This window comes from Cohnella nanjingensis (assembly GCF_014212125.1).
GTDB lineage: Bacteria > Bacillota > Bacilli > Paenibacillales > Paenibacillaceae > Cohnella > Cohnella nanjingensis.
Map to the genome: position 1 here is coordinate 39,396 of NZ_JACJVP010000039.1, position 17,103 is coordinate 56,498.

Below are 17,103 nucleotides of genomic sequence, written 5' to 3' on the forward strand. Positions count from 1 at the left end.
GGGCGACAAACCGGGGACTCCGGAAAGAGAGGGGGAGTGAAATGAATATACTCAGGCAAACGTTCCTGCGCTAAAGACGCTGCAACTCCTGTAAAAGTGCTTCATGATAGACGGATACATCATTTGGGAGGGTTCTCAATGAAACAAGCGTCAAACCGCTTGATAGCCTTGACCGTAATCGCTTCTCTGGCTGTCGCAGCCGCTGCGTGCGCCAAGTCGCCGGATGCGAAGCCGGGAGGCTCGGCGGCACCGACCGTATCGGCATCCGCGAGCAGCGAAGCGAAGCCGACGCTCCGTTCGTTGCAGATTTGGCAAAAGGACGATTATAATACTTACCCCGTTGCCAAAGTATTGGAAGAAAAAACGGGCTACAAAGTGCAGTACGACATGTTGCCGCAGGATAACGCGGAGGAGAAATTGAATCTTCTCATTGCCTCCGGAGAACCTTACGATGCGATAACGACTGCGGGCGGCAGCTACAATAAAGCGCTATACTCCGATTATGCCACACGGGGAGCGCTGGTGGATCTCGGTCCGCTTATCGACAAATACGGCTCGAATATTAAAGTTGCCATCCCTCAGGAAACGCTGGATGCGGCCAAAATCAACGGGAAACTGTACGCCATTCCGACACAGACGGTCGGATCTGCCGGCGCCAGCCTAATGATTCGGCAGGACTGGCTGGACAAACTGGGTCTCAAGGTTCCGACAACGACGGACGAGTTAGTAGCCGTACTCCAAGCATTTAAGGAGAAAGATCCGGGCGGCAACGGCGACAAGAACATTCCGCTAACGATCTACGGGGACGCGCCGTTCATCGACAGCATTGCCGGAGCGTTCGGCCTCGCCAACACATGGAACGATATGGACGGCAAGCTGGTCCCTCGTGCGCTCGATCCCGCGTACCCAGATTATGTGGCGTTCGTTAACGATTTGTTCAAGCAAGGCTTGCTCGATCAGGAATTTGCCGTCAATAAGCTCGCCAATATGTACGAAAAGTTTTCCAGCGGCAAAGCGGGCGTGATTCCGCTGGCATGGTATGATGTGCCGACCGTGACAGACGCTTTGAAAAAAAACCAGCCCGATGCCAAATGGACTTATACGCCTCCGCTTAAAGGTCCGTCCGGCAAAGTCGGCCTTCCCGAATCTGCGGGCTTTGACCGCATCACCTTTATCCCGAAGGCGGCGAAGCATCCGGAGGACGCAGTCAAATGGATAAACGCGAAACTCGAAAAAGACACGTTCAAGCTGATGGCGATCGGCGAGGAAGGCAAGCATTATACGTTCAAAGACGGTACTTATACGCCGATTTTGCCGATTTTTACCGACGAACGCAACTTGGCGAATAACTTTTTGATGGGAGTCGACGCGGAAAATTATCCGAATTACTGGCAGGCGCGCGTCCGAAAGGATTCTCGTTTGTTCGAAGCCTGGGACTATTTGAATATCAAGCAACCGGCTGACACGCGAATTGCCGACCCGCTCGGAGTAAGTCCATATTTGCCGGAGTACTCGAAAAACAACTCGTCGCTTAATATGCTCACGGACGAGCAGACGGTCAAATTCATTGTCGGCGCAGAATCGTTGAACAAGATTAACGCCTTCATGGCGAAGTACAAGGCGTCGGGCGGCGATGCAAGCGTGAAAGAGGTTAACGACTGGTATGCAACCCTAAAGAAATAACGTTCAAGCTAGAAAAAGCGGGGATGGGATGAAGGCTTCCCCGCTCGTACGCGAACTGTTGAAAGAAACGGAGGCGGTCACATCGTGACGATGGTACGGAGAAAATTAGCCACGGGAATGACGATTTGCTTGTGCCTGGTATTGCTGCCGTTATTTCCGTGGGTCGGCATCCCGTCGGCAAGCGCAAAAGCGATGCTCGAGGCCGTATCGATCGGGAATTTTGAAAGCGATTTCTCGAACTGGTCTTTTTACAACGGCGCCGAATTCCCGGGAGCGAAAGGCTCATTAACGCAAGATACTTCCAGCTTCAATTCGGGGAACGCCTCAGGATTGCTGCACGCCGATTTCGAAAACGGCGGAGCCTACGTTTCGATCAGAAGAAGCATCCCCGGCATCGACGCGCAGGCATTGAGGTTTTCGATTCAAACATCGGATATGCGGTACGTGGGGATAAGGCTGACCGATTCCACGGGACAAGCGCATCAGCAATTGCTATCGATCCCGTCATCGTCCAACTGGCAGTCGTTTACCGTCACGCCATTTAACGCAGGCACAGGTTACATTCATTATGGCGGTAAAAACGATGGCGTCTGGCACGGTCCGGTTAAGCAAGTGGAGCTCATTATGGACAAGGCGCGTCTGTATGCCGGGAAAACGTCCGGAGATATGCGGTTCGACGATATCGCTTTGCTCGCGCCGCCTTCGCCGTTGTCGGTGTCCGATTCCGTGTACAACAATACTTTTTTTGAGAACGAACCTGTCGCCTTCCAGGTGAGCACGCAAGCGGACACGCTTGCATGGTCGGTCACGGATTTTTGGAATCGCCCGGTCGCGAGCGGCAGCCAGCCCGTTACCGGCAGCCCCTTAACACTCGCGCTGCCCAGACTGCCGAAAGGGTATTTCACTTTGTCGGTCAGCGCCTACGTCGATGATCAGCTTCTGAAACAACAGAGCAAGGCTTTCGCGGTCCTGTCGAATGACAATCCGGCGATAGCGGCAGCCGATTCCCCGTTCGGCATGGGGACTCATATCGGTTGGACCGCTGCCTCGACAAAACCCAATTTCGTGGAGCTGCTGAAACGCGCCGGCGTTAAGAACGTCCGCGACGAAGTGCCATGGTCCGGTATGGAGCAGCAGAAAGGGGTTTATCAGGTCGTCCCGATGCGCGACCAATATATTCGCCTGTTGAATCAGGAAGGCATCCATCCCCTGATCATATTGGACTATACCAATCCGTTTTATGACAACAACGGCTTGCCGTACACAGAGGAGGGCATCCAAGGCTATGCCAATTACGGCAATGAGCTTGCCAATCGTTACGGCGATTTGATTCCAGTACTAGAGGTATATAACGAGTATAATAGCAAAGCTGACGGTACGCCTTCCAAATACTACAACATGCTCAAGAAAACGTACGAAACGATAAAATCCGGACATCCGAACACAAAGATTATTGGACCGGCTCCAAGCTACGTGGATATCATGAATTGGCTGGAAAATCTATATCGGCTCGGCGGACTGAATCATCTGGACGCCGTCTCCTTCCATCCCTACAATTTCCCGTCGCCTCCGGAAGGGCTCGAGCAGCTAACGGAAACCTATCGCAATATGATTCGCAAGTACAATGGAGGCAACGATAAACCGATCTGGTTTACGGAGGATGGCTGGCCGACGCATTCCGGCGGCATATCCGAACAGCTGCAGGCGTCTTATTTGGTCCGAAGTTATGTCCTGGCGTTGTCGGCCGGCGTGGAGAAAATGTTCTGGTACGACTTCATGGACGACGGAACGAATCCGGCCGACCCCGAACATCATTTCGGGATCGTTCGCAATGAAGGAGATTCGCTGGGCGCGCTCGCTCCCAAGCCGGCTTATGTCTCTTACGCGGTGATGACCCGCGCATTGACCGGGGCACAGTTTGTTGCACGCGATGCGACGGCTTCGACGATTCGCAGCTACGCGTTTCAAAAGGACGGGGCTTCGATTCGCGCGATCTGGGCGGTCGGTTCGAAGCAGGTCAAGCTGCGAACGGATGAGCCGGTTGCGTTAACGGATATGATGGGGAATACGACGGCCTTGACTCCGCTTGATGGGTATGTCTACGTTTCGTTGACCGGCGAGCCGCTTTATGTTGCAGGGGACGTGCAAGCGGTCGAGGAAAGCGATTCGTTTATACTGACAGCTGCAAAAGGGGTAGTGGGGGAGCCGGGCACGGCGACGCTGCATGTTCAAAATCCGTCCGGCAGCTTGCTGAACGCCGAATTCGTGACGGAAGGCGTGAAAACGCCTGTACATGTAGAAGCCGGGGACTCAACCGACATTCCGGTGATGTTGACTCCCGCCGCATCTACGGGCGTTCAGCATGTGGAAGGCCTGATTACCTTGAACGGCAATGCGTTCGGTCTGCTGAAGACTGACGTTACGATCGCGGAGCAGCTGCAATATCGAGTACAGCCCATCATTGCCGATCCTGCAACCGGGCAATTGTCGTTGCGTTTCCATATCGTTAACAATTCCAAGTTGAACGGACTGCCTGTCCGTCGACTGCATTGGCAGCTCGGATCAGCCTCCGGCGATCTCGACGTAAACGACACTGTCGCTCCAGGCAGTACGAAAGCATACGATTTTCCTCTATCCGGCTTTGCTTACCGAACCACGTACGCCGGAAGCTTTACCATCGATTCCGGGCTGAGCGATACCGTGTCGTTCGACAGGAATCTCGATTTCAACGCGATATCCGAACGGACCATCGATTCGGATGCCGCTGCCGCCTCGCTGCCGGCAACGGAGGCGATCGATCTGTCTACAGGGAGCGTGCAGATACCAGGTTATGGGGGAGCTGACGATGCAAGCGGCCTCATCTGGCTGAACTGGGACCGCGACAATCTGTATGTGACCGCCGCTATCAAAGACAACGTGATGGCGGCTCCGGCTTCCGGGGATGCGATCTGGCAGAACGACGGCATCCAGTTCGGTATCAGTCAAGGCGTGCCGGGCGATTCTTCGGCTTGGTACGAGATGGGCATGGCGATGACGCCGAACGGTCCGACCGTGTACCGTTGGCTGGCGCCGGCCGGCGTGCCGACAGGAGTGGTGCAAAATGCGGACATTCACATCACTCGCGATGAAGCGAACACAACGACGACATACCGTCTCGCGCTGCCATGGTCGGAGATTCCGACGCTGAATCCCGCTCAGGATGTGGTGGACAGCTTCTCCTTCGTCCTGAACGATAACGACGGTAAGGGACGCCGGGGGTACATCGAATGGGGAAGCGGAATCGCAACGGCGAAGGACGCGGGCAAATTCCGCAGCTTCCAGTTTATGAAGGATACGGCTGCGCCGGTAACGACTGCAGCCGTTCATCCCGGGGAGCCTGACGGCAGCAACGGCTGGTACGTCCATCCGGTTTCGGTCACCTTAAGCGTGTACAACAATCTGTCAGGCGCGGCCAAGACGGAGTATAGCCTGGACGGCGGGAGTACATGGCAGAGCTACACGAATCCGGTCATGTTTAGCCAGGACGGCAAGTATGCGGTGAGCTACCGCTCGACGGACCACGCCGGCAATGTGGAAGCGCCCCAAACCATTCGTTTCAATCTGGATACGAAGGCTCCTTCGGTTGTACTGACGCTGTCAGGCCATAGCGTTGGGGATGTAACGGCTGATGTGCCGGTTACATTCGAACTGGCGAGCTCGGACAGCATGTCCGGCGTCGCGGAGCAAGCGTTGCTGCTTGACGGCGCCGCGATCGTGAGCGGTCAAGCGAATCCTGCAGGCAGTCTTGCGATTGGGGCGCATACGATTGCTTATCGCGTGGCTGATGCTGCCGGCAATGTGACCGAAGCTTCGGTGGCGTTCCAGGTAAAGAGCGCACCTGTCATGGACGCCGGAGCGCCGGGTGTTCCGGTACTTTCGTCGAACGGCGGTTATGCGAACGGCTTGCAGGATGGCAACTACACGGTGGCGATGAATATGTGGTGGGGCTTGAACGGGTCAGAATTTAACTTGTATGAAGATGGCGTGCTTGTTTGCACGACGGCTTTGACCAAAGCGTCGCCGGCTGCGCAAACCGCGGCATGGACGGTGCAGGCCAAAGCAAACGGCACATATACGTATGTAGGAGAATTGATCAATTCGGCAGGCAAGACCGTCTCGCAGCCGCTCGTGGTGAAGGTGACGGATGCGACGCCGGGCAAGCCGGCGTTGGCGCACGACAACTGGGACGGCGACGGGAACTTCAACGTGTTCATGAACCTGTGGTGGGGGACCAACGCCACCGAGTATCGTCTCTATGAGAATGGCGTGCTCATCGACACGCAGAGCCTAACGGCAGCAACGCCTAGCGCGCAAAGCGCGGCGACGGCTATCGCCGGCAAAGCCGTCGGCGCGTACGAGTACCGCTGTGAGCTCGTGAATTCGGCAGGCGTAACGTCCAGCGACAAGCTGGCGGTATCGGTGACGCATTAAGCGGGAAAATGCTGCTCTTTGGTGCAAAATGTAAAGGAAGATCGTCGGGCGACCGGCGGTCTTTCTTTTATGCTCGCCGACTCCGGCCCCGACGACGAATTTTGAAGAATAACACCAGGAATTAAAGGTTTGCCTTCTACAGTGCGCTGCGAATGGCTCGTATACTAAAGGCACGACAGAAAAGAAAGAGCTGGAGGAGTGGAAAATGAACGAAATCGCGGCGGATAGAAAGAAGACCGGCCGTACCGCCAACATTGCAGCCGGGAAAGGTCGGCGCCGGCGATTATTTTACGGCAACCTGGAGCTCTATTTGCTTCTTGTGCCGGGGATATTGTTTTTGCTTCTATTCAAATATACGCCGCTTTACGGCGTGGTCATCGCGTTTCAGGATTTCAACATTTTCGACGGAATCTCCGGCAGCTCTTGGGTCGGGTTCGAGCAGTTCCGCAAGCTCGTCGATTCGGACGAGTTCCTGCAGGTGTTCCGCAATACGTTGCTGATCAGCCTGTATAAAATCGTCCTGTTGTTCCCGATTCCGATTGTCCTGGCGCTGTTCTTGAACGAAGTATCCAAAATGTGGTTCAAGCGGACGATCCAGACGATCGTATATCTGCCTCACTTTCTGTCTTGGGTGATCATCGCCGGATTGTTCGTGAACATCTTGTCGCCGTCCGCCGGTCTCGTCAACGAGATCATCACGGCGCTCGGAGGCAAGCCGATATCGTTCCTGATCGACAATCACTGGTTTCGCAGCGTAGTCGTCTTTACGGCCGGCTGGAAGGAAGTAGGCTGGAACGCGATCATCTTCATCGCCGCCATCGCCGGCATCGAGCAGGATCAATACGAGGCGGCCGCGATCGACGGAGCCGGACGTATCAAACAAATGATTTACGTGACGCTGCCCGGCATCGCGCCGACGATCGTGCTGATGTTTGTCCTGCGGATCGGCTCTCTGCTCGACGCGGGCACCGAACAAATTTTGACGATGTACAACCCGGTCGTTTATGAAACCGGCGACGTGATCGGGACTTACGTGTATCGCATCGGTCTGGGCAAGATGGATTACAGCTTCAGTACCGCCGTCGGTCTGTTCAATTCGGTCGTTGGATTCCTGCTCGTCATCGGCGGTAATTTCCTGAGCAAGAAGTTGGTGAAGAGAAGCATCTGGTAGGAGGCGCTGCGTATGAAAAAGAAAACATTCGGAGACATCGCGCTCGACGTTTTTATTTATTTGTTGCTTCTGCTGGTGGCCGCATCGACGCTGCTTCCCTTTCTTAACGTGTTTTCGAAAGCCGTCAGCGCGGAATGGGCGGTCGTATCCGGCAAAGTCGGGCTCTATCCGATCGGCTTCCAGCTCGATACGATGAAGTTCGTGATTACCTCCAACCCGTTTATCCGATCGTTCCTCGTTTCCGTCGGGGTGACGGTAGCGGGGACGGCGCTGTCGATGCTGCTGACGGCAGTCACCGCCTATCCGCTGTCGAAACGTCAACTCCCGGGGATCGGCATGATTATGCTCCTGTTTATTTTCACGATGCTGTTCAACGGAGGCATTATTCCGAACTACCTGCTGATGAAACAGTTGGGACTCATCAACAATTTATGGGTGCTCGTTGTCCCCTCGCTTATCAGCGTATTCAACTTGCTCGTGATCAAGAGTTACTATGAAAGCTTGCCCGACAGCCTGGAGGAATCGGCGAAGATGGACGGCGCCTGTCATTTCACCGTCCTGTTCCGAATCATTCTTCCGCTAAGCGGACCGGTGCTGGCGACGATCGCGCTTTTTTACGCGGTATCTTACTGGAACGATTTTTTCAATTCCATGCTCTATATCAGCAAACCTTCGCTTAAGCCGCTGCAGCTTTATCTGCGCGACATCGTGATGGACGCCGATTCGGTGTCCGCCGGCATGAGCCGAAGCGTCGAAGACAGGATGAACGTATCGCCCGAAGGCGTGCGAGCCGCAACCGTCATCGCCTCTACGATTCCGATTCTGCTCGTCTACCCGTACCTGCAAAAGTATTTCATCAAAGGCGTGCTGATCGGCTCCGTCAAAGGGTGAATTTGCATTAACACTTCCGGTAACCTGGAGGTTTAATGATAAATGGGAACACAGATAAAAGAGGAGGGTTATCTTCATGAAGTTCAATCAGAAAAAGTTTGTCCTGCTTGCGCTCGTCGGCGCGATCGGTTTGACGGTCGCCGGCTGCGGCAAGTCCGATTCCGGAGCCGACGTCGGTACGACGTCATCTCCGGCGGCATCCTCAGAAGGACAGAAGCCGACGCTCCGCGCGCTGCAGGTGTGGCAAAAGGACGACTACAACACGTATCCGGTGGCCAAGGTGCTTGAAGAAAAAACGGGCTATAAAGTGCAATACGACATGTTGCCTCAGGATAATGCGTTAGACAAGCTGAATTTGCTGATGGCGTCGGGCGATGCATATGACGTGATCACCACGCGAGGAGACAGCAACAATAAAGCGCTCTTTTCCGATTATGCGAAGCGAGGCGCTCTCGTCGATCTGGGACCGTTGATCGACAAATACGGACCGAACATCAAGGCGTCGCTATCCCCCGAATCGATCGAGGCGGCCAAGATCGACGGCAAGCTCTACGGCATTCCGACGAGAGCGATCTCCATCGTGTCTGCGAGCCTGCTCGTCCGGCAAGATTGGCTCGACAAATTGGGGCTGAATGTTCCGACGACGACGGCCGAATTCGAGAACATGCTGAAAGCGTTCAAGGAGAAAGACCCCGGCGGCAATGGCGTAAACAACATTCCGTTCACGATAGACGGCAGCTATCCGTTCGTCGACAGCATTAGCGGCGCGTTCGGCATGCCGAACGGCTGGAACGATGTCGAAGGCCAATTGGTTCCGCGCGTCATGGATACCGGTTATAAGGATTACCTTGCCTATATGAACGGATTGTTCAAGACGGGCTTGCTCGACAAGGAGTTCCCCGTCAACAAGGATGCGAACGCCAAGGAGAAATTCGCGAGCGGCAAAGCCGGCGTCATTCCCCTCAATTGGTCGGACATTCCGGGCATCATGGATGCGCTGAACAAAAACAATTCGGACGCCAAATGGACATACATCCCTGCTCTGAAAGGGCCGTCCGGCAAATTCGGTTTGAGCGCAAACGACGGCTTTGCCGGGATCACGTATATTCCAAAAGCGGCTAAGCACCCGGAGGATGCCATTATATGGATGAATGCCAAGCTGGACAACGATACGTTCAAGCTGATGACGATCGGCGAGGAGAACAAGCATTATACGGTTAAAGATGGCGCGTACGCGCCGATCCTTCCGCTCTTTTCCGATGAACGGAATCAGGCCTTCAACTACCTGACGGGCACCGATGAGAAAAATTACCCGATATACTGGCAGGCGCGCGTCCGGAAGGACCCCCGTTTGTTCGCGGGCTGGGAATTCCTGAATGCCAAGCTGCCGACTGAAACCCGCTATTTGGACCCGCTCGGCATCAGCCCGTACTTGCCGGAGTACTCTAAAAATAACCAATCGTTGGATTCGATGGTCAACGACCAGACGGTGAAATTTATCGCCGGCGCCGACCTAACGAAACTGGATGATTTTATAGCGAAGTACAAAGCAGCCGGCGGCGACGCCAGCATCAAAGAAGTCAACGAATGGTACGCGGCCAAAAATAAGTAGAACGATGCACAAATGCGAAGGGGAGGGCGGGCGTTCATCGTCCTTCCCTTTTGTCGCGTGCAATAAGGCATAGAAAAGAGGGATTTCGTATGTCCACCAAAATTTCCGCTTCGACAGAGACGATGAGTATTCCTGTTCAAACGTTTCCGGTCTCCCACACGCCGGACGTGGTCGTTGTCGGAGGGGGCGCCTCCGGGATCGCCGCCGCCATTGCAGCCGCTCGCAACGGGGCCGATACGCTTCTGATCGAGCAGCGCGGATATTTGGGCGGGATGGGGACGGCTGCGCTGGTGCCATCCTTTTGTCCTTATACGGATGGGGAGAAGCCGGTCATCCGCGGTATTGGCTTGGAGCTGTTGGAGAAGATGAAGGGGGCCGCCGGCGACGCCTTTATAGGAAAGTACAAGGACCAGCTCGATTGGGTGCCGATCGATGTTGAGACGTTGAAGCGGGTCTACGACGAAGAGGTGCTGTCGAGCGGGGTGAAGCTGCTGTTCCATACGTTTGCGGACCAGGTGCTGACGGAAGACGATCGAATCAAAGGCATCGTGATCAGCAACAAAAGCGGGCGCTCCGTCGTCAAAGCGAAGCTGTATATCGACGCGTCGGGCGATGCCGATTTGGCGGCGCTGGCCGGCGTTCCTTTCCAGCTCGGCGGAGCGTCCGGGGAACTGCAGCCGGGAACGATGTGCTTCCTCGTGACGAATGCAAGCCAAGAGCGGTTCCAGCAGTTTCTTGCCGATACAGGCTGCCCTCACCATTTGGAGCCGTTAATTACCGCAGCGCAGGAGCGAGGCGAATTGCCGGAAGGAAGAAAACGGATTTCCGGCATCACCTGGGTGGCCGATTCGGTGGTGGGCTTCAATTTCGGCCACATCTTCGGCATCGACGGCTCCAAGGCGGAGGATTTAACGAGAGGCGCGGTCGAAGGGCGACGGCTGATCGAGACGCAGCTGAACTTTCTGCGGAAATATGTACCGGGTTTCGAACGCGCCCATCTCGTCCATTCCGGCGATCAGATCGGGATCCGGGAGACGCGGCGCATTCAGGGAGACTACACCCTCGTTGTCGAGGATTTCCTGTCGATGCGTACGTTCGAGGATGATATCGCTCGCAATTCCTACTTTATCGATATCCACTTGGCCAATGCCGGCAGCACGATGGTCATCAAGCATTTGCCGAAGGGAGAATCGCACGGGGTTCCTTACCGGTGCATGCTGCCGCAAGGCAAGTCCAATCTGATCGTCGCCGGCCGCTCCGTATCGTCGGACCGACCGGTGCAAGGTTCGCTGAGGGTCATGCCGAACTGCTTCGCGATGGGGCAAGCGGCGGGGACGGCGGCGGCCATGGCGTCGAAGCAGGAGTTGCCCGGCTTCCGAGACGTTAACGTTCCGGAGCTGCAGCGGATTCTGGTCGCGCAAGGAGCGTGGCTCGGCGAACATCCCGGTAGAGCCGGACGCGTGCAGTCTGCTGCCGGCAAATTCGAGTACGATCACGAAGCCTGAGATGGAGCGTGAAGGAGGGTGGAGCCAAATGAACGATTCGAAATGGACCGGCCTGAGTTGGGGGACGCTTGGGGACAGCATTACGGAAGCGAACGGCTATCAGCCGCTGGTGGCGGAGGCGCTCGGGTTCGCGCGGGTCGTTAATTACGGCAGAGGCGGCTGCCCCGTCACCGCAGGCGGCGACCGAGACCACGGCGCCACCGTGCACATGGCGCGGGAAGCGGATCCTACGCTCGATTGCGTCACCATTTTTGCCGGCGTCAACGATTTCCGGCTGAACAAGCCGATCGGGCTGGCGGGTACACGGGATATCTTCACCTTTCGCGGGGCTTATGTGACGGCGGCGGAAACGATCCTGCGGGGGAATCCCGGCTGCCGGCTCAATCTATGGACGCCGCTGCAGCGCGATAAGGACGAATATGACAATACCTATGTAAACAAGGCCGGTCATCGGCTGATCGACTATGTGGAAGCGATCCGTTCGATCGGGCTGGCATACGCGCTGCCGGTGCTCGACCTTTATGCGGAGAGCGGCTTCAACAAGCTGACGCTCCCGCTGCTGACCTCGGACGGCCTGCATCCGAACGAGGCCGGCCAACGCCGGATCGCCTCGATGGCCGCGAGCTTTTTGGAGAGATTGTAAAGGCATCCCGGGAGAGGGCAGCGATAAGCTGCCTTCTTTTCTTTGTATGTAGGAAGATGAACACGAAAATAAGATCTGCCTCCGGATCCTCACGAACAGTCCTCAAAGTTATTGCAAATTGTCACAAATCCACACCCTTCCCCATCTTAGTTTACGAAAGACCAAAAAGCGAAGGGAGGTATCCATGATGAAACCGTTTGATGCGGCCATCATCGGTGGAGGTATTGCAGGTTTGGTGGCTGCCATTGACTTGGCTCAGGCAGGCAAGTCTGTCGTCCTGTTGGAGAAGTCCAGCCAATTTGGCGGTCGGGCTATATCTGTCAAGAGATACGGGGCTACCTTCGATCTAGGCGCTCATGCCATAATCAGGGGAGGGGCGTTAGATGAAATCTTTCAAGATTTAGGTATAAGAATGGAAGGGGGATCCCCCTCGGCTAACGTATCGTTGCTCTGGAACAATCAAGTATCTCATCTATTTCGATTTATTTTCTCTCAACACTTGAGCTGGCTAGGTAAGATAGAGTTTTTTAAATTTTATAATAAGTTGACAAAAATCGATGCCGATTCCGTGCCGGCTATCAGTCTGCGGAGTTGGTTGGAACAAGAAATTCGCGATCCGATGACTCGTCATATCGCTTACGCCATGTTCCGGGTAAGTGCGTATTTACACGCTCCTGATCACCAATTGGCGGGGCCTTCCTTACGTTCGATAGCACGCACGACGAAAAAGAATAGCATTATCTATGTGCAGGATGGCTGGCAAACGCTAATTGATCAACTTAACGAAAAAGCAGTCCGGTCAGGCGTATCCATGATGACAAGAAAAAACGTAACGGAAATCAAGCATGATGGGACCGTTCGCCAAATAAGGTTTGCTGACGGACAGGAGATGGACATCGCACATGTAATTGCCGCTACCCCGCCTTCGGTAACCTCCCGGATCTTGGGAGATGTAGGAAGCAAGTCGGTTTTACGTTGGAAAGAACAGGCTCATGTCATGAAGGCGGCAAGTTTGACTCTTTCTTTGAAACGGCTTCCAGCCCCGGATCATTTTGCGGTTTTGGGTGTGGATCAGCCCATATATTTCGTGAATCAATCGAAATTTATTCGATTAAGTGAAGATGACACTTCAGTGGTGAACATTGTTAAATATAATGGCACTGGCGGAACAGATCCAAAAACGGACGAACGATTTCTCGAACAAATGTTGGACTTGATCCAACCGGGCTGGCAGAAAGAAGTCGTCGCCAAACAGTACCTTCCCAATATGGTGGTAGCCTACGACTATATGCACTTAGGCAGGGAAGATCGATTTCCCGGTCCAGCCGTACCCGAAATTGCAGGGCTGTACGTGGCGGGAGAGTGGGCCAGCCATGGAGAACAGTTGGCAGATGCTGCGGCGGCAAGCGGAAGACGTGCGGCGCGGTGCGTGTTAAAAGATATGGAAGCAGGCCGTAAGGGTGGTCTGGAAACCATTGTAGTGTGAATAACGGGAAGAAAGCAGGTGGCTAACATCTTGGAAAACATCAAAACAGAACAATTCTATACCGAATATAAACCACTAATGTTCTCCCTTGCTTACCGTATGCTGGGTAGTGTCACGGATGCGGAAGATATTGTCCAAGATGCCTTTTTAACCTTATATAAATCCGGTTCCGACCACATTCAAAATATGAAAGCATACCTGTGCAAAATCGTAACGAACGGCTGTCTCGGTCTGCTTCGTTCTACGAGCAAACAGCGGGAAAACTACATCGGGACCTGGCTGCCTGAACCGCTCGTGATAACAGCGAGCGAGGAAACAGATCCCATGCAATCCTACTTGCAGAAGGAATCGGTATCCACCGCTTACTTGCTGTTGCTGCAGCAATTATCTTATTTGGAGCGGGCTGTCTTCTTGCTGCGCGAGGTGATGCAGTATGATTATCAAGAAATTGCCGACATCGTTGGCAAGAGCAGTGCGAACTGCCGGCAAATATTTCATCGAGCGAAACGCAGTCTTTATGTAAAAGATGATCCGGATCATTTGGATCGCTTCGATCAGGAGCAAACCGCCAACTTGGTGGAGCAATTTATGCAAGCTCTAGCTTCCGGTGACGCAACCCGAATCGTGAAACTCCTATCGGCTGATGCGGTACTCGTCGCAGATGGGGGAGGCAAAGTAAGAGCACAGCTGCAACCCCTTCATGGGCCTATGCCCATTTCCCATTTGACATCGAATTTTTTGAAAAAATTGCCTGGAAACGTAACTTATCGTCTCACCATGGTAAATGGCCTGCCTGGAATCGTCGTCTATTTGGATGGAAAAACGTTGACTGTCCTTTCATTCAGCATTCTAGATGGCCACATCGCTAATCTTTACTTCGTTATAAACCCGGATAAATTGACACATGTGGTTTAGGTAAATAATGTCACAAAAATACACCCTTCTTCATCTTAGTTTAGGAAAGAAAAAACAGCATTTTTAGGAGGAATCATCATGTCCAACCAAGTAAATTTCGTTATCACCCGTACCGTTCATGCACCTAGCGAGCTTGTATTCAAGGTTTTTACGAAGCCTGAGCATCTGAAAAATTGGTGGAGGAATAAAGGCTTTGAGATGAATGTCACCAAGTTGGATCATCTTCGTCCAGGAGGTCTTTTTCACTTCAGTCAGAAAACGCCCGATGGTCAAGAAATGTGGAATAAGTTTGTGTATCGTGAGGTAGACGAGCCAGAAAAGCTTGCGTTCATCAACTCTTTTTCCGATGAAGAGGGCAATACGATCCGTGCACCCTTTCATCCCACCTATCCATTAGAAATCCTCAATACCTTGTCGTTTACGGAAAAGGAAGGCAAGACGACAATCACCATGCGTGTAGGTCCTTTTTCCGCAACAGAGGAGGAGCTCCAAACCTTTGAAGGTGGACTGGAGTCGGCTCAAAAAGCATTTGCTGTACTCTTTGACCAACTTGAAGATTACTTAGTAAGCGCGGTTTCGTTTTAACAGTTTGCACTGTTCGAATCACATCGAAGGAGAAGGAGGAGCTGACTTTCCAGGTGCTGAGCGATTTGAACGGCCGTGTCTCTGAAATCTACCGAATTCTTTATGAATTGCCAGTTTACCTACAGAATCTCTATACAAAGTCCGGTATGGATCTCACCGAGTTCAACAAATCCGACCGCTGGATTTTGCCGGATACGGCGACGTTTATTATTGATAAAGAAGGGATCATCCGCAATGCGCACGTTAATCCGGACCTCATGAGACGGATGGAGCCTCAGGAAATCATCAATCAATTGAAGAAGCTATAAGAGAAGCATGAAAGATAGGTACATCTGGGGCCCTTACTCCAATTAAGGGTACGACTTTGTCGATACAGTCAGGAAAAAAGTCTTGGACGCCTTTACCGCCCCGCTCCATAATGAAGGGGGAACCGGCGAAGGAGGTCCAAGGCTTTTTTTGCCGTTTCGACCCGAAAGGAGTGGTTTCTTTCATGAAGACTCTGGTGATCGTCGACGACGAGCCGTCGGTGCTGAACGGTCTCACCCGTTACGTGAACTGGCCGTCGCTCGGCATTGAGCTCGCGGGGACGGCCAACGACGGGGACACGGGACTGACCCTCATCCTGGAACGGAAGCCCGATATCGTTCTGACCGACGTGAAAATGCCGAAGCTGGACGGTACGGAGATGGCCGTCCGGCTCCGAAGCCTGCTGCCCTCCGCCAAGATCGTCTTCATCAGCGGGCACAACGACACGGATTATCTGAAATCGGCCCTGCAGGTGCAGGCTATCGATTATATCTTCAAGCCGATCAGCCGCAAGGAGCTGACGGAGGTGCTGCAAAAGGTGGTTGCCGAGTTGGACGCCGAACAGCGCGAGCGGGAACTGGTAGGCGAGATGCAGGTAAAGCTGACGCAGAGCATGCCGTTCTTGCGCGAGAAGTTCCTGCTGTCCGCCGTCAGCGATGGCATTCACACCGCCCATCCCGAAGAAAAGCTGGATTTTCTGGAGCTGTCCTTTCTGCGGGCGGAACGCTATCTCGTCCTGGTAGTCCTGCTCGACGACCTGGCCGAAACTATGGAACCCCGCTCGGAGCGGGACAAGCAGCTGCTCTCCTACGCGGTGCTCAACATTATTCAGGAGCTGATCCATCGGACAACGAGCGGAATCGCCTTCGAGAAAACGCTTGGTGAATACGTGGCCATTCTGACCGTTCGCGGGGAAGACGGGGAAGGTGATGATGAGGAGAGTGCGGCCTCGACGGAAAATGGGCTGCTCTCCCTGGCGGAAGCGATCCGCGATAACCTCGGAAGGTGGCTGAAGCTGAGCGTCACCATCGGGGTCGGCGAGGAGACGGGTCGGCTCGATGATCTGCCGCTGTCCTACAAGCAGGCCCGGGAAGCGGCCAGCCAGAAATGGTACCTCGGCAAGAACCGCATTCTCACCGTCGACAGCATGGAGGTCGCCGACAGCAGCCGCTTCAGATTGGAAGCGGATACGGAGGAGGCCGTGCTGTCGCTCCTCAGGGGCGGCGATGCAGAAGGGCTGCAGGCGCTGTTGGCCGGCATCTTCGAGCGGCTCGTATATAATCGCTCTCCCGGCTTCGCCTACGAGCGCAATGCCGCTCTTCACCTGGTGCTGCTCTCCGGCCGGGTGCTGCTGGAGGGGAACCTGTTGTCCGCCGATTGGGAGAACCGGGAGCTGGCGGTGTGGGAGCGGGCGCTCAAGCAGGAGACGCTCCAGGACCTGAAGCTCCTGATCGAGACCTATCTGCTGGAGGTGTGCGCGGCCGTGGGGCAGAAGCGCCGGGGCCGCACGGGCAATGTCATCGAGCGCATCGAACGGCTCATTGGCGAGCGCTTCCGGGAGAATCTGACGGCGGCGGACATTGCGGCCGGCGTCTATCTCAGCCCAACGTATGTCAGCCTGCTGTTCAAGCAGGAGACGGGGGAGACGCTGTTCGAGTACCTGACCAAGGTGCGGGTCGAGCGGGCCAAGGAGCTGCTGCTCGATCCGCAAACGAAGTTTTACGAGGTCTGCGAAGCGGTGGGCTATTCGGACCCGAGCCACTTCAGCAAGGTCTTCAAGAAAATGACCGGATTGACGCCGAGCGCCTTCCGTGACCGCCAGATGTAGGAGGACGA

Annotated in this window: 12 protein-coding genes; all 12 read left to right on the forward strand. The window is 54.4% G+C overall.

All coding sequences use genetic code 11. The annotated features are described in order from the left end of the window. Positions 1-351: 351 nt before the first annotated feature. Positions 352-1,683 carry an extracellular solute-binding protein gene (locus tag H7C19_RS22460; protein WP_246469678.1) on the forward strand — a complete coding sequence of 444 codons (1,332 nt, stop codon included), beginning with the start codon at positions 352-354 and terminating at the stop codon, positions 1,681-1,683. Positions 1,684-2,127: 444 nt separating this feature from the next. Next, a complete protein-coding gene (locus H7C19_RS22465) occupies positions 2,128-6,153 on the forward strand; it encodes an OmpL47-type beta-barrel domain-containing protein (RefSeq protein ID WP_185671307.1) in 4,026 nt (1,341 codons plus the stop codon). Between the two features lie 205 nt (positions 6,154-6,358). Beyond that, complete coding sequence (locus H7C19_RS22470; protein WP_185671308.1) at positions 6,359-7,324, forward strand: ABC transporter permease; 966 nt, start codon at positions 6,359-6,361, stop codon at positions 7,322-7,324. A gap of 12 nt (positions 7,325-7,336) precedes the next feature. Beyond that, positions 7,337-8,215 carry a carbohydrate ABC transporter permease gene (locus tag H7C19_RS22475; protein WP_185671309.1) on the forward strand — a complete coding sequence of 293 codons (879 nt, stop codon included), beginning with the start codon at positions 7,337-7,339 and terminating at the stop codon, positions 8,213-8,215. Between the two features lie 76 nt (positions 8,216-8,291). Further along, the gene (locus H7C19_RS22480; protein WP_185671310.1) at positions 8,292-9,827 is read left to right on the forward strand and encodes an extracellular solute-binding protein; all 1,536 of its coding nucleotides are present in this window, start codon (positions 8,292-8,294) and stop codon (positions 9,825-9,827) included. Between the two features lie 89 nt (positions 9,828-9,916). Next, positions 9,917-11,332 (forward strand): FAD-dependent oxidoreductase, encoded by a 1,416-nt coding sequence (locus tag H7C19_RS22485; protein WP_185671311.1) that lies wholly within the window; start codon positions 9,917-9,919, stop codon positions 11,330-11,332. Positions 11,333-11,360: 28 nt separating this feature from the next. Next, positions 11,361-11,975 carry an SGNH/GDSL hydrolase family protein gene (locus tag H7C19_RS22490; RefSeq protein WP_185671312.1) on the forward strand — a complete coding sequence of 205 codons (615 nt, stop codon included), beginning with the start codon at positions 11,361-11,363 and terminating at the stop codon, positions 11,973-11,975. A gap of 187 nt (positions 11,976-12,162) precedes the next feature. Beyond that, complete coding sequence (locus H7C19_RS22495; RefSeq protein ID WP_185671313.1) at positions 12,163-13,461, forward strand: phytoene desaturase family protein; 1,299 nt, start codon at positions 12,163-12,165, stop codon at positions 13,459-13,461. A gap of 39 nt (positions 13,462-13,500) precedes the next feature. Then, entirely contained in the window at positions 13,501-14,376 is an 876-nt protein-coding gene (locus H7C19_RS22500) for an RNA polymerase sigma-70 factor (protein WP_185671383.1), read from the forward strand. A gap of 78 nt (positions 14,377-14,454) precedes the next feature. Then, positions 14,455-14,961 carry an SRPBCC family protein gene (locus H7C19_RS22505; RefSeq protein WP_185671314.1) on the forward strand — a complete coding sequence of 169 codons (507 nt, stop codon included), beginning with the start codon at positions 14,455-14,457 and terminating at the stop codon, positions 14,959-14,961. A 53-nt stretch (positions 14,962-15,014) separates the two neighbouring features. Continuing rightward, positions 15,015-15,269, forward strand: coding sequence for a thioredoxin domain-containing protein (locus H7C19_RS22510; protein ID WP_185671315.1), 255 nt, complete (start codon positions 15,015-15,017; stop codon positions 15,267-15,269). Between the two features lie 182 nt (positions 15,270-15,451). Beyond that, positions 15,452-17,095 (forward strand): response regulator, encoded by a 1,644-nt coding sequence (locus H7C19_RS22515; protein WP_185671316.1) that lies wholly within the window; start codon positions 15,452-15,454, stop codon positions 17,093-17,095. Positions 17,096-17,103: the final 8 nt, after the last annotated feature.